The following is a 17,238-nucleotide window of genomic DNA, read 5'->3' as shown; positions in this document are numbered from 1 at the left end:
TGGATCCCAACCTGGAGAAATGAAGCCAATGAACAAGCTTGAAATGCTCGAAGACCTGCCGAGCAACACTTCCGACAACGAGCACTTCCAGGCCGTCGTCGAACGCGCCGTCAGCCGCCGCGGCTTCCTGAAAAGCGGGCTGGGGCTGTCGGCCGCCGTTTTCCTGGCCGGCTCGCTGTCGGCCTGTAACAGCGATGACGACGACGATGACGACGTCGCCGAAACCCCGCAGGAACCGGCTTCGCTGCTCGGCTTCCAGGCGATCCCGATCTTCACCGGCGACGACGTGCGCATCGCCGCCGGCTACACCGCCACCGTGTTCGCGCCCTGGGGCACGCCGCTGTTCGCCGGCGACCCGGCGTGGCAGAACGGCCGCGACGATGCCGCCGCCCAGGCCCGCCAGGTCGGCGACAACCACGACGGCATGCACTTCTTCCCGCTGACCGAAGGCAACAGCGACGAAGGCCTGCTGGTGATGAACCACGAATACGTCACCACCAGCGGTGCCGCGACCTACACCTGGCTGTTCGGCACCCAGGACACCACGATCACCACGCTCGACCAGGCCAACAAGGCGATCAACGCGCACGGCGTGTCGGTGATCCACATCGCAAAAAACGCCGCGGGCAAGTGGGAGATCAAGCTCGGCTCGCGCTACAACCGCCGCATCACCGCCGCCACGCCGATGCGCCTGACCGGCCCGGCGGCCGGCGATGCGCTGCTGCAGACCAGCGCCGACCCCACCGGCACCCTCGCGCTGGGCACTTTCAACAACTGCGGCAACGGCTGGACGCCGTGGGGCACTTACCTCGCCTGCGAGGAGAACTTCAACACCTACTTCGGCACCACCATCGCCGGTGACGGCCGCAGCGCCGCGCAGAAGCGCTACGGCCTGTCCTCCGGCGCCACCGCCTACGGCTGGGAACTGTTCCACGACCGCTTCGACTACAAGAAGGAGCCGAACGAATCCAACCGCTTCGGCTGGATCGTCGAGATCGACCCCTTCGATGCCGAATCGACGCCGAAGAAGCGCACCGCGCTGGGCCGCATCAAGCACGAGAATGCCGCCTACCGCATCGCCGCGGACGGCACCGTGGTGGTCTACATGGGCGACGACCAGGCGAACGACTACATCTACAAGTTCGTCTCCGACGGCAAGTACGTGGCCGGCGACCAGCGCAACAACGCCAACCTGCTCGACTCGGGCAAGCTCTACGTCGCCAAATTCAAGGATGGCGCGGTCAGCGGCGACTTCATGGGCGATGGCGAATGGGTGCTGCTCGACCACGGCACCACGCCGGAACTGGCCGGTTTCGCCAACCAGGCCGAGGTGCTGATTCATGCCCGCCTCGCCGGCGATGCGGTCGGCGCGACCAAGATGGACCGCCCCGAATGGGTCGCGGTGCATCCGGACAGCGGCGAAGTCTATGTCACGCTGACGAACAACTCGGGCCGCAGCGTCACCGACGAAGCCAACCCGCGCGCGCAGAACCGCTACGGCCAGATCGTGCGCTGGCGCGAGGCCGGCAACGATCCGAAGGCGACCACTTTCGAATGGGACATCTTCGTGCTCGCCGGCAATCCGGTGAAATACACCGACCGCAACGAACTGAAGTCCGGCTCGGACAACGTCACCGCCGACAACACCTTCAACAGCCCCGACGGCCTCGGCTTCGACCCGGACGGCCGGCTGTGGATCCAGACCGACGGCAACTACAGCAACGCCGGCGAATACGAAGGCCAGGGCAACAACCAGATGCTGTGCGCCGATCCGGTCAGCAAGGAAATCCGCCGCTTCTTCGTCGGCCCGAAGGAGTGCGAGGTGACCGGCCAGACCTTCACCCCGGACGGCAAGACGATGTTCATCAACATCCAGCACCCCGGCGAGGACGGCGACAGCCACTGGCCGGACGGCGGCAGCTCGGTGCCGCGCTCGGCGACCATCATCATCACCAAGGATGACGGCGGTGTGATCGGCAGCTGAGGCCGAAGAGGGCCGGCCCGGCTGCCGATGCTCCAGCGGCCGGCGATCCGGTCGCAGGATCGGCACCTCGTCACGAAAACGCCCGGACCATGCGGTACCGGGCGTTTCTGTATCGATGACATCTTCAAAGCCCCGAGGGGAAGTGCTCCGCGAGGTCGAGCATGGCCCTTGGACGCTTCGAGGGCAAGCCAGTCCTACTCGACCCGATGCGCCTCGGCCAGGTAGTCGCGCGTGCGCATCTCGATCAAGCGGCTGACGGTGCGCACGAACTCGTGCGCGTTCTGGCCTTCGGTATACAGCTCGTAGGCCGGCGCCTCGGCGCTGACGATGAGCTTGACGCGGTGGTCGTAGAGCACGTCGATCAGCCAGGTCAGGCGCCGAGCCTCGGAGGCGTCCGACGGCGACATCTTCGGCACCCGGGACAGCAGCAGCGTGTGGTACTCGCGCGCGATCTCGAGGTAGTCGTTCTGCGAGCGCGCGCCGCGGCACAGGGCATCGAAGTCGAACCAGATCACCCCTGGGGCCTTGCGCACCACCTTCAGCTTGCGCTCGAGGATCTCGACTTCGCCGGTTTCGCCGGTGCCGCCGGCGAGGCGGACGAAGTCCTCTTCGAGCTTGCGCTCGGCAGTGGCATCGTGCGGCACCAGGAAGATCTCCAGCGTCTCCAGCGTGCGCAAGCGGTAGTCGGTGCCGTCATCGACTTCGATGACGTCGAAGTTCTTCTTGATGAACTCGATCGTCGGCAGGAAATTGACCCGCATCAGGCCGTTCGGATACAGGCCGTCGGGCGGGTAGTTGGTGGTCATCACGAAGATGACGCCGCGCGCGAACAGTGCTTCCAGCAGGCGGCCGAGGATCATCGCGTCGGCGATGTCGGAGACGTGGAATTCGTCGAAGCACAGCAGCCGGGTCTGCGCCGCGATGCGGTCGGCGACCTTCTGCAGCGGATCGGCTTCGTTGTTGAAGCGCTTCAGGTCGTTCTGCACTTCCTGCATGAAGGCGTGGAAATGCACGCGGCGCTTGCGCTGGTAGGGCACGCAGTCGAAGAAGCAGTCCATCAGGAAGCTCTTGCCGCGCCCCACGCCGCCCCAGAAATACACGCTGCGCGGCATCTTCGGCCGCGCGAACAGCTTGCGCAGCGTGCCGCGGCGAGCCGCCTTGAAGCCCACCAGTTCGGTGTAGAGCGCTTGCAGGCGCTGCACCGCGCCGCGCTGGGCGGGGTCGGACTTGAAGCCGCGCGCCGCGAGCTGGGCCTCGTAGGCGTCGATCATCCCGCGCTCGGGGACGTTGAGGGTGCGATGGGGCATGGGTGAAAGCGGAGGAGCTTGACGGGAAAAGGGGTGAGTGCGAGGCAACCCCCGCGTCTCACCCCTCCTGGTGCTGCAGGTCGATCAGAAGTGCAGCGGGCGCTTGTCGCAGGCCAGCGCCGCTTCATGCACCACTTCCGACAGCGTCGGGTGGGCGTGGCAGATGCGCGCCAGGTCTTCGCTGCAGCCGGCAAACTCCATCGCCACCACGGCTTCGGAGATCAGCTCCGAGGCATTGGCGCCGATGATGTGCACGCCGAGGATGCGGTCGGTGTTGGCGTCGGCCAGCATCTTGACGAAGCCGGTCGGGTCACCCATGCCGAGCGCGCGGCCATTGGCGAGGAAGGGAATCTTGCCGACCTTGTAGGCGACACCCGCGGCCTTGAGCTGCTGCTCGGTCTTGCCGACCCAGGCGATCTCGGGGCTGGTGTAGATGACCCACGGCACGGTGTCGAAATTGCAGTGGCCGGCCTGGCCCGCCATCAGCTCGGCGACCATCACCGCCTCTTCCATCGCCTTGTGCGCCAGCATCGGGCCGCGCACCACGTCGCCCACCGCCCACACGCCGGGCAGGTTGGTGCGGCAATGGTCGTCGACTTCGATCATGCCACGCTCGGTGATCTTCAGGCCGACGGCTTCCGGGTTCAGGCCGTCGGTGTTCGGCACGCGGCCGACCGACACGATCAGGCGCTCGGCTTCGAGCTTCTGGTCGGCGCCATCCTTGTCCTTGTAGTTGATCGTGACGCCCTTCTTGCCGACCTTGACTTCGCCGATCTGCACGCCGAGCTTGATCTTGAGGCCTTGCTTGGTGAAGACCTTCAGCGCTTCCTTGGCGACGTCCTGGTCGGCGGCGGCGAGGAAGTCGGGCATGGCTTCGAGCACGGTGACGTCCGCACCCACGCGGCGCCACACCGAACCCATCTCGAGGCCGATCACGCCGGCGCCGATCACCGCGAGCTTCTTCGGCACGGCGTCGATGTCGAGCGCGCCGACGTTGTCGCAGACGATCTTGTTGTCGACCGGGATGCCCGGCAGGTGGCGCGGCGCCGAACCGGTGGCGACGATGACCTGCTTGGCGACGATCAGCTCCTCGCCGACCTTGACGTGCCAGCCGGCGTCGCCCTTGCCGGCGAAGGCGCCGTGGCCGTTCAGCAGCGTGACCTTGTTCTTCTTGAACAGACCCTTGATGCCGCCGGTGAGCTGGTCGACGATGCCGCTCTTGCGCGCGATCATCTTGGCGACGTCGATCTTGGGCGTGCCGACGCTGATGCCCTGGCTCTCGAAGCCGTGGCCGGCTTCCTCGAACAGGTGCGAGGTGTGCAGCAGCGCCTTGGACGGAATGCAGCCGACGTTCAGGCAGGTGCCGCCGAGGCGGGGCTCACCCTTGGGGTCGGCATAGGGATTGGATTCGCAGCATGCGGTCTTGAAACCGAGCTGGGCTGCACGGATGGCCGCGACATAGCCGCCGGGGCCGCCGCCGATGACGAGGACGTCGAATTCTTGGGACATTCATCTCTCCTGCAGAAAAACGGGGCGCTGCCCCGCCGCACGAGCCGGAACCCTGCGGTGGAACGCGCCCCTGTTCGTGTAGTTTAGACGTCGAGGATCAGGCGGGCCGGATCTTCCAGCGCCTCCTTCATCGTCACCAGGCCCAGCACGGCTTCACGGCCGTCGATGATGCGGTGGTCGTAGGACATCGCCAGGTAGTTGATCGGACGAATCACGACCTGGCCGTTCTCGGCCACCGGGCGGTCCTTGGTGGCATGGATACCGAGGATCGCCGACTGCGGCGGGTTGATGATCGGGGTCGACATCATCGAGCCGAACACGCCGCCGTTGGAGATCGAGAAGGTGCCGCCGGACAGATCTTCCAGCGACAGCTTGCCGTCCTTGGCCTTCTGGCCGAACTCGGCGATCTTCAGCTCGATGTCGGCGATCGACATCGATTCGGCGTTGCGCAGGATCGGCACCACCAGGCCGCGCGGCGAGCCGACCGCGATGCCGATGTCGATGTAGCCGTGGTAGACGATGTCGTTGCCATCGACCGAGGCGTTCAGGATCGGGTACTTCTTCAGCGCGGCCACGGCAGCCTTGACGAAGAAGCCCATGAAGCCCAGACGCACGCCGTGCGCCTTCTCGAACTTGTCGCCGTACTGCTTGCGCAGCGCCATCACCGGCGCCATGTTCACTTCGTTGAACGTGGTCAGGATGGCGTTTTCGTTCTTCGACTGGATCAGGCGCTCGGCGATGCGGGCGCGCAGGCGGGTCATCGGCACGCGCTCTTCCGGACGGTCGCCGACAGCGGTGAGCACCGCGGGCGCCGGCGCGGCGGCGGCCGCCTTCGGCTGGGCGGCAGCGGCGTCGCCCTTGGTGACGCGGCCACCACGGCCGCTACCGGCAACGTCGGCGGCGGCGATGCCCTTCTCGTCGAGGATCTTGCGCGCGGCCGGGCTCGCGGCACCGGCGGCCGACGAGGCGGCGGCAGCCGGCGGCGCGGTCACCGCCGGCACCGGCTCGGCGGCGGGCGCCGCACCGGCGGCGGCCTTGGCCTCGGTGTCGATGCGGGCGATCAGCTCGCCCGAGGTCACGGTGTCGCCGTCGTTCTTGATGATTTCGACCAGCACGCCGTCGGCCGGCGCCGGCGTCTCGAGCACGACCTTGTCGGTCTCAATGTCGATCAGGTTCTCGTCGCGCGAGACGGCGTCACCCGCCTTCTTGTGCCAGGACACGAGGGTGGCTTCGGAAACGGATTCGGAAAGCTGCGGTACTTTCACTTCGATCAGCATGGAGTTCTCTCCCTGTTCTTTCTATCGGTTCTGGGACATCAGTTCGGCGACTGCGGCGTGGTGTCGCGGATCGGGCCGAAGGCGTTCTCGATGACGGCCTTCTGCTGCTCGTTGTGCTTGGCGTAGTAGCCCACCGCCGGCGACGCCGAGGCCGGCCGGCTGACCAGCAGCAGCTTGCGCTTGCCGAGCACGTTGACCAGATGCTGGCGCGAAGCGAGCCAGTACCAGGCACCCTGGTTGCGCGGCTCTTCCTGGCACCAGACGACTTCCTTGGCGTTCGGGAACTGCTCGATCGCCTTGGCGAAAGCTTCGGCCGGGAAGGGATAGAGCTGTTCGACACGCACCAGCGCGGTATCGGTGATGTTGTTGTCGCGGCGGTGGGCCAGCAGCTCGTAATAGATCTTGCCCTGGCACAGCACCACGCGCTTGACCTTCTTCGGGTCGAGGTTCTCGACCTCCGGAATCACCGTCTGGAAGTGGCCGTTGGCCAGTTCGTCGATCGACGAGATCGCTTCCTTGTGGCGCAGCAGCGACTTCGGCGTGATGATGATCAGCGGCTTGCGCAGGCGGCGGACCATCTGGCGGCGCAGCAGGTGGAAGACCTGGGCCGGCGTCGTCGGCACCGCGATCTGCCAGTTGTTCTCGGCGGCGAGGCTGATGAAGCGCTCGGGACGGGCCGACGAGTGCTCCGGCCCCTGCCCTTCGTAGCCGTGCGGCAGCATCATCACCAGGCCCGACAGGCGGCCCCATTTGGCTTCGCCCGAGCTGATGAACTGGTCGATGACGACCTGGGCACCGTTGACGAAGTCGCCGAACTGGGCTTCCCAGACGACGAGCTCGTTGGGTTCGGTGGTGGAGTAGCCGTATTCAAACGCCAGCAGCGCTTCCTCGGACAGCACCGAGTCGTAGCACTGGAAGCGGGCCTGCCCATCCTGGATGTGATCCAGCGGCTTCCAGGTGCCTTCGTCCCAGCGCTCGCGGCGCTGGTCGTGCAGCGCGGCATGGCGGTGGAAGAAGGTGCCGCGATTGACGTCCTCACCCGAGACGCGCACGCCATAGCCCTGCGCGAGCAGGCTGGCATAGGCCAGGTTCTCGCCCATGCCCCAGTCGAGCGGCAGTTCGCCGCGCGCCATCGCGGCGCGGTCGTCGATGATCTTCTTGACCCGCGAATGCAGCGCGAAACCTTCGGGTACGGTGCTCAGGCGCTCGCCGAGACGCTTGATTTCCTGCACCGGAATGGCGGTCTCGGCCGCGTCGGTATAGGGCTGCTTCAGGAAGGGCGTCCAGTCCACCGAGAACTGGCGGTTGTGGCCCGACAGCACCGGGTTGTACAGCAGCTCGCCGCGGTCGAGATGCTCGCGGTATTCGGCGATCATCTTCTCCGGGTCGTCGGCGCCGATGCTGCCTTCGGCCACCAGGCGGTCGGCGTAGAGCTTGCGCGTGCCCGCGTGCTTCTGGATGTTGCGGTACATCAGCGGCTGGGTGACCATCGGCTCGTCCTGCTCGTTGTGGCCGAGCTTGCGGAAGCAGACGATGTCGACGACCACGTCCTTCTTGAACTCCTGGCGGAATTCGACTGCCAGCGCGGTGACGAAGGCCACCGCTTCGGGATCGTCGCCATTGACGTGGAAGATCGGCGCCTCGACCATCTTGAAGATGTCGGTGCAGTACAGCGAGGAGCGGTAGTCGCGCGGATCGGAGGTGGTGAAGCCGATCTGGTTGTTGATGACCAGGTGAACCGTCCCGCCCGTGCCGTAGCCGCGGGTCTGGGAGAAGTTCAGCATTTCCTGGTTGACGCCCTGGCCGGCGACGGCGGCGTCGCCGTGGATCAGCACCGGCAGCACCTGGCCCTTGTCGGCATCGCCGCGGCGGATCTGGCGCGCATAGACCGAACCGGCGACCACCGGGTTGATGATTTCCAAGTGGGACGGGTTGAAGGCCAGCGTCAGGTGCATCGGGCCGCCCGGCGTCATGACGTCGCTGGAGAAGCCCATGTGGTACTTCACGTCGCCCGCGGTCAGGTCGGCGGCGGCCTTGCCCTCGAATTCCGAGAACAGCATCGACGGCGACTTGCCCAGGGTGTTGACCAGCACGTTGAGGCGGCCGCGGTGGGCCATGCCGATCACGGTTTCGGCCACGCCCAGGCTACCGCCGACGCGGACGATCTCGTCCATCGCGACGATGGCGCTCTCGCCGCCTTCGAGCGAGAAGCGCTTCTGGCCGACGTAGCGGGTGTGCAGGTAGCGCTCGAGCGTTTCCGCGGCCGTGGTGCGTTCCAGGATGCGCTTCTTCACCTCGACGGAGAACTTCGGCGTGCCGCGCACGCTTTCCAGCCGGCTCTGGATCCAACGCTTCTGCGTGATGTCAGAGATGTACATGTACTCCGAGCCGATCGAGCTGCAGTAGGTCTGGCGCAGCGCTTCGAGGATCTCGCGCAGGCTGGCGCGTTCGGTCGAGAAGCCGTGGAAGGAGCCGACGTTGAAGCTCTTCGACAGGTCGGCTTCGGTGAAGCCGTAGTAGGACGGTTCGAGTTCGGGGATCTGCGGGCGCTCGGTGCGCTTGAGCGGATCGAGATTGGCCCAGCGGTTGCCCAGGAAGCGATAGGCGTTGATCAGCTGCAGTACCGAAACCTGCTGCTTGTCCTCGCCGTCGCCGGCGACCACGGTGCGGACCGGGCCGCGCTTGGCCATCTGCTCGAAAGCGGCGATCACCGGGCCGTGCGCGACGTCACGCGCGACGACGCTGGGCTGGCTCTGCAGCTGGTCGAAATAGTTGCGCCATTCGTCCGAAACGGAGCTCGGATCGGCGAGGTAATTCTCGTATTGCTCTTCGATGAACGGCGCGTTCGAGCCGAACAAATGCGAGGTCTGTTCGAGTTGCTTCATCATGATGAAAGCCACCTGTATTGTCTGTTGCGCTGCTTGCAGGTAATGCGGTGATCGGAGAAACCGTCGAGCGAACTCCGATGGAAAAACGGGATGAACGCGCGCACGCGTTCACCCCGCTGGTCGTCAGGTTCGGCGATGTCTCCCTCCCCTCTCCATCGTCTCTTACGGACGCTGTTCGATCGCCGGAACGTTGCGTCGCGCCGTGCCGGTATAGAGCTGGCGCGGGCGGCCGATCTTGTATTCCGGATCGGTGATCATTTCTTCCCACTGGGTGATCCAGCCCACCGTCCGCGCCAGGGCGAAGATGCAGGTGAACATGGAGGTCGGGATGCCCAGCGCCTTCTGCACGATGCCCGAGTAGAAGTCGACGTTCGGGTAGAGCTTCTTCTCGACGAAGTACTCGTCTTCCAGCGCGATCTTCTCAAGCTCCTTGGCGAGCTTGAACAGGCGGTCGTTCTCCAGGCCCAGCTCAGCCAGCACCTCGGCGCAGACCTTGCCCATCAGCTTGGCGCGCGGGTCGAAGTTCTTGTAGACGCGGTGGCCGAAGCCCATCAGCTTGAAGCTGTCGTTCTTGTCCTTGGCACGCTCGATGTATTCGCCGACGCGCGAGACGTCGCCGATTTCTTCCAGCATGTTCAGGCAAGCTTCGTTGGCGCCGCCATGCGCCGGACCCCACAGGCAGGCGATGCCGGCCGAGATGCAGGCGAAGGGATTGGCACCGGAAGAGCCGGCCAGACGCACCGTGGAGGTGGAGGCGTTCTGCTCGTGGTCGGCATGCAGCGTGAAGATGACGTCGAGCGCACGCACCAGCACCGGGTTCGGCTCGTACTTCTCGCACGGCGTGCCGAACATCATGTGCATGAAGTTGGCGGTGTAGTCGAGGTCGTTGCGCGGGTACATGAAGGGCTCGCCCTTGTTGTACTTGTAGGCCATCGCGACGATCGTCGGCAGCTTGGCGATCAGGCGGTTGATCGAGATGCTGCGGTGCTCGGCGTCGGAGAAGTCCAGCGCCTCGTGGTAGAAGGCCGACAGCGCGCCGACGACGCCGACCATGACCGCCATCGGGTGCGCGTCGCGGCGGAAGCCCGAGTAGAACTTGGTCATCTGATCGTGCAGCATGGTGTGCCGCTTGATCGTGTTCTCGAAATCGGACTTCTGCGTGGCATTCGGCAGTTCGCCGTTCTTCAGCAGGTAGGCGACCTCGAGGAAGTTGCAGTTGTCGGCCAGTTGCTCGATCGGATAGCCGCGATACAGCAGTTCGCCCTTGTCACCATCGATGAAGGTGATGTTCGACTTGCAACTCGCAGTCGACAGGAAGCCAGAATCGTAGGTGAACAGACCGGTTTTGGCGCCCAGGGTGCGGATGTCGATGACATCGTTGCCATGCGTGCCGGTCATCACCGGAAATTCGACGGTCTTGCCATCGACGGTCAGCGTTGCAGTGCGTTCAGTGCTCATAGATCGTCCCTTCTACTAGCCGGTTTAACTGCTTGTCGTATCGTGATCATATCTGCTGCGTCAGGGCTGACGCAGCAGGCCGATCATCTCCTTCCAGCGGTCCGTCTCACATGCCTTGCTGCCATTGACCATGCCCCACAGGTCGTGGTCCTCGCAACGCAGCAGGTCGTCCAGATCCGCTATCTGATCGTCGCTGAGACGATCGAAGTGCCGCTCCAGGAAGCGCTCGAACACGAGATCGAGTTCGAGCAAGGCCCGACGACACTGCCAGCGGACACGCCCCCTGTTGATGCTCATGTGCCGACCTCGTCCTCAGACCGCACGGCGGACCATCATATCCTTGATCTTGCCGATCGCGCGGGTCGGATTCAGACCCTTCGGACAGACGTCGACACAGTTCATGATGGAGTGGCAGCGGAACAGGCGGTACGGGTCTTCGAGGTTGTCGAGACGCGCATTGGTGTCCTGGTCGCGGGTGTCGGCCAGGAAGCGGTAGGCGGCCAGCAGGCCGGCCGGGCCGACGAACTTGTCCGGGTTCCACCAGAACGACGGGCACGAGGTCGAGCAGCAGGCGCACAGGATGCACTCGTACAAACCGTTGAGCTCCTCGCGGTCGTCCGGCGACTGCAGGCGCTCGCGCTCGGGCGGCGGGTCGTTGTTGACCAGGTAGGGCTTGATCGAGTGGTACTGCTTGAAGAACTGCGTCATGTCGACGATCAGGTCGCGGATGACCGGCAGGCCGGGCAGCGGACGCAGCGTGATCGGCTGCGGCAGGCTGTCGACGTCGGTCAGGCAGGCCAGGCCGTTCTTGCCGTTGATGTTCATCGCGTCCGAGCCGCACACGCCTTCGCGGCAGGAACGGCGGAACGACAGGGTGTCGTCCTTGGTCTTGAGGCGGACGATGGCGTCGAGCAGCTTCTTGTCGGAAGCTTCCAGCTCGACCGAGATGTCCTGCATGTAGGGCTTCTCGTCCTTGTCCGGATCGTAGCGATAGATCTTGAAATGAACGGTACGCTTGCTCATGTTGTTTGTTCTCCCGCGCTCAGTAGGTGCGCTTGGCGAGCGCGATGGGTTCCACGTCGTCGGACAGCGGCTTCAGGTTCACCGGCTTGTAGTCGAGGCGGTTGCCGTCGCGGTACCACAGCGTGTGCTTGAGCCAGTTCTTGTCGTCGCGGCCGTTGGGATTCTCTGCCGTATCCGGCGCGTCGTCGCGGACGTGGGCGCCGCGCGATTCCTTGCGCGCCTCGGCCGAGATCATGGTCGCCTTGGCGACTTCGATCAGGTTGTCCAGTTCCAGCGCCTCGGTGCGGGCGGTGTTCCACACCTTCGACTTGTCGCCGATCTCGGTATGCAACGACTGCTCGGCCACTTCGAGGATGCGGGCGACGCCTTCGGTCAGCAGTTCGTTGAAGCGGAACACGCCGGCGTGCTTCTGCATCGTGCGCTGCATGGCCAGACGCACTTCATGCACGTCGGTACCGTTCTTCTGGTTTTCCAGGCGGGCGATGCGCGCCAGCGACAGGTCGGCGGCATCGGCCGGCAGCGGCTTCAGCGACAGGTTGCCGGACTGGAAGTCCTCGACCACGCTCTCGCCGGCCGACTTGCCGAACACCAGCAGGTCGAGCAGCGAGTTCGTGCCCAGGCGGTTGGCGCCGTGCACCGAGGCGCAGGCGCACTCGCCGGCGGCGTAGAACCCGACCACCGGGGTGTTCGGGTTGCCGTCCTTCGGCACGATGACCTGGCCCTTGTAGTTGGTCGGGATGCCGCCCATCTGGTAGTGGCAGGTCGGCACGACCGGGATCGGCGCCTTGATCGGGTCGATTCCGGCGAACTGGATCGAGATCTCGCGAATGCCCGGCAGGCGCTTCATGATGTTCTCGGGCGCCAGGTGGGTGATGTCGAGCAGCACGTGGTCCTTGTCAGGACCGCAGCCGCGGCCTTCGTTGATCTCGGTCACCATCGAGCGCGAGACCACGTCGCGCGAGGCCAGATCCTTCAGGTTGGGCGCATAGCGCTCCATGAAGCGCTCGCCGCTACTGTTGCGCAGGATGCCGCCCTCGCCACGCACGCCCTCGGTGATCAGCACGCCCGCGCCGGCCACGCCGGTGGGGTGGAATTGCCAGAACTCCATGTCCTCCAGCGGGATGCCGGCACGCGCCGCCATGCCCAGGCCGTCACCGGTGTTGATGAAGGCGTTGGTGGAGCTGTAGTAGATGCGGCCCGCGCCGCCGGTGGCGAAGATCGTCGCCTTGGCGTGGAAGATGGAGACCTCGCCGGTTTCCATTTCGATCGCGGTGACGCCGAGCACGTCGCCTTCGCTGTTGCGGATCAGGTCGAGCGCGTTCCACTCGACGAAGAACTGGGTGTTGGCGCGCACGTTGCGCTGGTACAGCGCGTGCAGCATGGCGTGGCCGGTACGGTCGGCGGCTGCACAGGAGCGCATCACCGGCGCCTGGCCGTAGTTCATCGAGTGGCCGCCGAACGGGCGCTGGTAGATCTTGCCGTTGTCGGTACGGTCGAAGGGCATGCCGTAGTGTTCGAGTTCGACGACGACCTCGTTGGCCTTCTTGACCATGAACTCGATGGCATCCTGGTCGCCCAGCCAGTCCGAGCCCTTCACGGTGTCGTACATGTGCCAGTGCCAGTTGTCCTCGGTGGTGTTGCCCAGCGAGGCGGCCACACCGCCCTGCGCTGCAACCGTGTGCGAACGCGTCGGGAAGACCTTGGTCAGGACGGCCGTCTTCAGGCCGGCTTCGGAGAGTTGCAGGGCAGCGCGCAGGCCTGCACCACCCGCGCCGACGATGACTGCATCAAAGGTACGCTTGGCGACGTTCACGCTTACAGCCTCCAAAGGATCTGGGCCGCCCAGCCGGCATAGCCGACGAGCAAGAAGAGAGTGACAAGATGCAGCGACAGGCGCAGGCCGTCCGGCTTGACGTAGTCCATCCAGATGTCGCGCACGCCGATCCAGGCGTGATAGAACAGCGACAGGAAGAACAGGAAGCTCAGGAAGCGGAAGGGGCCGCTGGAGAACAGGCCGCTCCAGGCCTCATAGCTGAACTCGGACAGAGTCAGCGTACAGACCGCGAAGATGATCGTGTAGATGGCCATGAAGACCGCAGTGGCACGCTGCGCAATCCAGTCCTTCAGGCCGTAGTGCGCACCGACAGGTTGACGCTTCACCATAGTTTCACCCCGATGATCACGGTGAGCGCGATGCTCACGATCAGAACGATGCGCGACGAATTGCGCGCGGCCTGAAGTTCCGTTCCCTTGTGCAGGTCGAGCAGCAGGAAACGGATGCCGGCACAGAAGTGGTGCATGTAGGCCCACAGCAGGCCCAGCAGCAGCAGCTTGGCCAGCGGATGCCCCACCACCGCGCTGAAGGTATCGAAGGTCTCGGGCGAACCGAGGCTGCGATCGAGCAGATACAGCAGGAAAGGCAGCAGCAGGAACAGGCCCGCGCCGCTGACCCGGTGAAGGATCGAGACGATACCCGGCAGCGGCAGCCGGATCTGATTCACGGCCAAGTGCTTGGGCCTTGGTTTGCGTACAGTCACTTCTGACATGAAGACTCCCCTCTACATGTACGACGAAAGATCCGCCGTCGACTTCGAAAATACGTACACCGTTATACGTAATCAGTAATTATAGCGCCCTCACCCGGTGCGTCATTACGTCAATTCAACTCATTCAGATAAAAGTGCTCGGCCGTCGAATAGAGGCCGCGCCGCCATTCGACCGGCTTGTCGCCGTAGGTGTAGGTGACCCGCTCGACCGACAGCAGCGGCGTGCCTTCGGCGACCTTCAGCGCCTCGCTGGCATTGCGGTCGGCGGCAACGGCGCGGATGCGCTCCTGCGCGCGGATCATGCGCAGGCCGAAACGGGTCTCGAACAGGCTGTACAGGGAACCGTTCCAGTCCTGCAGCACTTCCGAAGTCAGCCCCTGGAAGATCTCCCCGGGCAGATAGATTTCGTCGATCACCACCGGCTTGGTCGAGAACTTCAGCAGGCGGCGGACGATGATGATCGGCGCCCCGGGCTCGATGCCCAGCATGCGCGAAGCTTCCTGGCCGGCCTTGGCGCGCCAGCAGTCCAGCGGTACGCTCTGCGGCTGCGACAGGTCGCCATCCATCGGCACCAGGCGCAGAAAACGGAACAACGCCCTCGGATCATTGTGCGAAGCGACGTAAGTGCCCTTCCCCTGCTTGCGGACGAGCAGGTTCTCGGCAGCCATTTCATCGATCGCCTTGCGAACGGTACCCTGCGACACGCTGAAGCGCGCCGCCAGTTCCTGCTCGCTCGGAATCGCCTGGCCAGGCCGCCACTCGCCGGATTCGAGAGCCTGAAGAATCAGGGTCTTGATCTGGCGGTAGAGCGGGCTGAAAGTAGGAGCTTCCCGTGACATGCGCGCATTTGAGCACAAAAAAAACAAGTCGTCTATGCCTCGTCTTATATCTTATATAAGATATAAGTCATGATTTGACAGCTTCGACATTTCTTCTTAGTATCTCCGCGCCCCTGATGCATGCGGCGCGAATGTCCGGCATGATGTGCCGGAATCCATCGCACCGTGCGGCAGAGGCGCGAATTCTCGATACCGCCATCACAGACCGTCTTCTTTATAGAGGGAGTATTCACATGAGCAAAGCCCCCATGCGCGTTGCAGTAACCGGCGCCGCCGGCCAGATCGGCTACAGCCTGCTGTTCCGCATCGCCAGCGGTGAAATGCTGGGCAAGGACCAGCCCGTGATCCTGCAATTGCTCGACCTGCCCCAGGCCCAGAAGGCCGTGAAGGGTGTGATGATGGAGCTGGAAGACTGCGCCTTCCCGCTGCTGGCCGGCATGATCGCCACCGACGACCCCAATGTCGCCTTCAAGGACGCCGACGTCTGCCTGCTGGTCGGCGCCCGTCCGCGCGGCCCCGGCATGGAACGTGCCGACCTGCTGACCGCCAACGGCGCGATCTTCACCGTGCAGGGCAAGGCCATCGCCGAGAACGCCAAGGAAGACGTGCGCGTGCTGGTCGTCGGCAACCCCTGCAACACCAACGCCTACATCGCCCGCGCCGCCGCGATCAAGGTCGGCCGCACCAACCCGAACAACTACCACGGCATGCTGCGCCTGGACCACAACCGCGCGCTGTCGCAGCTGGCAGCCAAGTCGGGCCGTCCGGTGTCGTCGCTGAAGAAGATGGTCGTGTGGGGCAACCACTCGCCGTCGATGTACGCCGACTACCGCTTCTGCGAATCGAACGGCGACAGCGTCAAGGCGCTGATCAACGACCACGCCTGGAACAACGACGTCTTCCTGCCCACCGTCGGCAAGCGTGGTGCCGCCATCATCGAAGCCCGTGGCCTGTCCTCGGCCGCCTCGGCCGCCAATGCCGCCATCGACCACGTGCGCGACTGGGTGCTGGGCTCGGACGACTGGGTCACCATGGGCGTGCCGTCCGACGGCGCCTACGGCATCCCCGAAGGCATCGTGTTCGGTGTTCCGTGCGAATGCAAGGACGGCCAGTTCAAGGTCATCAAGGGCCTGGAAATCGACGAGTACTCGCAGGGCAAGATCAACGCCACGCTGAAGGAACTCGAAGAAGAGCGTGCCGCCGTTGCCGACATGCTGAAGTAAGACCGCAACGCGGCCTGCGGGCCGCGTCTGCACCGGGCCGCGGGGTAGAATCCGTGGCCCTTTTTGTTTCCCGTGCCGCCTTCGAGGAGAACCCGCATGCGCCTGCACCCTGCCGATGTCCTGTTCGCCGGCGAAAAGCCTTTTCCCGCCCTGCCCGCGGTCGACCATTACGCCGGCGCCGAGAAGCTGATGCTCAAGGCACTGAAGCTGCAGCAGGAGCTCGGCCCGGTGTTCGACATCACCTGCGACTGCGAGGACGGCGCCCGCGCAGGCGCCGAAGCCGAGCACGCCCGGATGGTGGTGGGCGTGGTGAACGGCGCCGAGAACCACTTCGGCCGCGTCGGCGCGCGCATCCACGACATCACCCATCCGCACTGGATGCAGGATCTCGACATCCTGGTGCGCGGCGCCGGCCGGCGGCTGGCCTTCATCACCCTGCCCAAGGTCCGCTCGGCCGCCGATGCCGCGACCCAGATCGCGGAGCTGCGCCACATCGAGGCCGACTGCGGCAACACGCGCGCGCTGCCGGTGCATGTGCTGATCGAGACCCACGGCGCGCTGCGCGAAGCCTGGGAGATCGCCGCGCTCGACGGCGTCGAATCGCTCGATTTCGGCCTGATGGATTTCGTCTCCGGCCACCACGGCGCCATTCCCGGCAGTGCGATGAAGAGCCCGGGCCAGTTCGAACACCCGCTGGTCAGCCGCGCCAAGACCGAAATCTCCGCCGCCGCGCTCGCCAACGGCGTCGTGCCTTCGCACAACGTCACCACCGAGCTGCAGGACGTCGCCGTCATCCGCCACGACGCCGAACGTGCCCGCCGCGAGTTCGGCTACCTGCGCATGTGGAGCATCCATCCCAACCAGATTCTGCCGATCGTCGCCGCGATGCAGCCGGACTTCTCCGAAGTCGAGGAAGCCGCGCAGATCCTGATCGCCGCCCAGGATGCCGACTGGGGACCGATCCAGCATGGCGGCCGGCTGCACGACCGCGCCTCCTATCGCTACTACTGGGAACTGCTGCAGCGTGCGCGCAATACCGGCATGGAGCTGCCCGGCGAGGCGCGGCATCGTTTCTTCGCGGCCTGAGTCCGCTGCAACAAGCGTGTTCCGATCCGCTCCATGAAGCCGCCGAACATGGGTCCGGGCACTGCCGGCTCCACGCATCTCGAGGCGGGCACGCCCGC

General features: G+C 64.9%; 14 protein-coding genes. 3 read left to right on the top strand and 11 right to left on the bottom strand.

Annotated features, from left to right (window positions below):
• Positions 1-28 precede the first annotated feature (28 nt).
• The gene (locus tag NX068_RS10380) at positions 29-1,984 is read left to right on the top strand and encodes a PhoX family protein (RefSeq protein ID WP_263461200.1); all 1,956 of its coding nucleotides are present in this window, start codon (positions 29-31) and stop codon (positions 1,982-1,984) included.
• A 194-nt stretch (positions 1,985-2,178) separates the two neighbouring features.
• On the opposite strand, the gene zapE is transcribed toward NX068_RS10380, so the two are convergent.
• The 11 genes from zapE to NX068_RS10325 all read right to left on the bottom strand — a co-directional run bounded on the left by zapE (position 2,179) and on the right by NX068_RS10325 (position 14,831).
• Positions 2,179-3,291 carry a cell division protein ZapE gene (gene zapE / locus NX068_RS10375; RefSeq protein WP_263461199.1) on the bottom strand — a complete coding sequence of 371 codons (1,113 nt, stop codon included), beginning with the start codon at positions 3,289-3,291 and terminating at the stop codon, positions 2,179-2,181.
• Positions 3,292-3,375: 84 nt separating this feature from the next.
• Positions 3,376-4,800, bottom strand: coding sequence for a dihydrolipoyl dehydrogenase (gene lpdA / locus NX068_RS10370; RefSeq protein WP_263461198.1), 1,425 nt, complete (start codon positions 4,798-4,800; stop codon positions 3,376-3,378).
• 83 nt (positions 4,801-4,883) lie between these two features.
• Positions 4,884-6,077, bottom strand: coding sequence for a 2-oxoglutarate dehydrogenase complex dihydrolipoyllysine-residue succinyltransferase (gene odhB / locus NX068_RS10365; protein WP_263461197.1), 1,194 nt, complete (start codon positions 6,075-6,077; stop codon positions 4,884-4,886).
• A 38-nt stretch (positions 6,078-6,115) separates the two neighbouring features.
• On the bottom strand, positions 6,116-8,965 hold the full coding sequence (locus NX068_RS10360; RefSeq protein WP_263461196.1) for a 2-oxoglutarate dehydrogenase E1 component: 2,850 nt from the start codon (positions 8,963-8,965) through the stop codon (positions 6,116-6,118).
• 162 nt (positions 8,966-9,127) lie between these two features.
• Positions 9,128-10,423: a citrate synthase gene (gene gltA / locus NX068_RS10355; protein ID WP_263461195.1), complete on the bottom strand. Its 1,296-nt coding sequence runs from the start codon at positions 10,421-10,423 to the stop codon at positions 9,128-9,130.
• Positions 10,424-10,483: 60 nt separating this feature from the next.
• On the bottom strand, positions 10,484-10,720 hold the full coding sequence (locus NX068_RS10350; protein ID WP_263461194.1) for an FAD assembly factor SdhE: 237 nt from the start codon (positions 10,718-10,720) through the stop codon (positions 10,484-10,486).
• A gap of 15 nt (positions 10,721-10,735) precedes the next feature.
• On the bottom strand, positions 10,736-11,446 hold the full coding sequence (locus NX068_RS10345; protein WP_263461193.1) for a succinate dehydrogenase iron-sulfur subunit: 711 nt from the start codon (positions 11,444-11,446) through the stop codon (positions 10,736-10,738).
• 19 nt (positions 11,447-11,465) lie between these two features.
• The gene (sdhA, locus tag NX068_RS10340; protein WP_263461192.1) at positions 11,466-13,259 is read right to left on the bottom strand and encodes a succinate dehydrogenase flavoprotein subunit; all 1,794 of its coding nucleotides are present in this window, start codon (positions 13,257-13,259) and stop codon (positions 11,466-11,468) included.
• Positions 13,260-13,261: 2 nt separating this feature from the next.
• Positions 13,262-13,609, bottom strand: coding sequence for a succinate dehydrogenase, hydrophobic membrane anchor protein (gene sdhD, locus NX068_RS10335; protein WP_263461191.1), 348 nt, complete (start codon positions 13,607-13,609; stop codon positions 13,262-13,264).
• Positions 13,603-13,992, bottom strand: a complete 390-nt coding sequence (gene sdhC, locus NX068_RS10330) for a succinate dehydrogenase, cytochrome b556 subunit (protein ID WP_263461190.1) — start codon at positions 13,990-13,992, stop codon at positions 13,603-13,605. The genes sdhD and sdhC overlap by 7 nt, the downstream gene beginning before the upstream one ends.
• Positions 13,993-14,102: 110 nt before the next feature.
• A complete protein-coding gene (locus tag NX068_RS10325; protein ID WP_068636600.1) occupies positions 14,103-14,831 on the bottom strand; it encodes a GntR family transcriptional regulator in 729 nt (242 codons plus the stop codon).
• 233 nt (positions 14,832-15,064) lie between these two features.
• On the opposite strand from NX068_RS10325, the gene NX068_RS10320 reads away from it, so the two are divergent.
• Positions 15,065-16,054 (top strand): malate dehydrogenase, encoded by a 990-nt coding sequence (locus tag NX068_RS10320; protein ID WP_263461189.1) that lies wholly within the window; start codon positions 15,065-15,067, stop codon positions 16,052-16,054.
• Positions 16,055-16,150: 96 nt separating this feature from the next.
• Positions 16,151-17,140 (top strand): HpcH/HpaI aldolase/citrate lyase family protein, encoded by a 990-nt coding sequence (locus tag NX068_RS10315; RefSeq protein ID WP_263461188.1) that lies wholly within the window; start codon positions 16,151-16,153, stop codon positions 17,138-17,140.
• The last annotated feature ends 98 nt before the right edge of the window (positions 17,141-17,238 follow it).

This window comes from Thauera carbonicopians (genome assembly GCF_025699485.1).
Classification (GTDB): domain Bacteria; phylum Pseudomonadota; class Gammaproteobacteria; order Burkholderiales; family Rhodocyclaceae; genus Thauera.
Note: the sequence above shows the minus strand (reverse complement) of the source record. Positions and strands in the feature narration are given on the sequence as shown.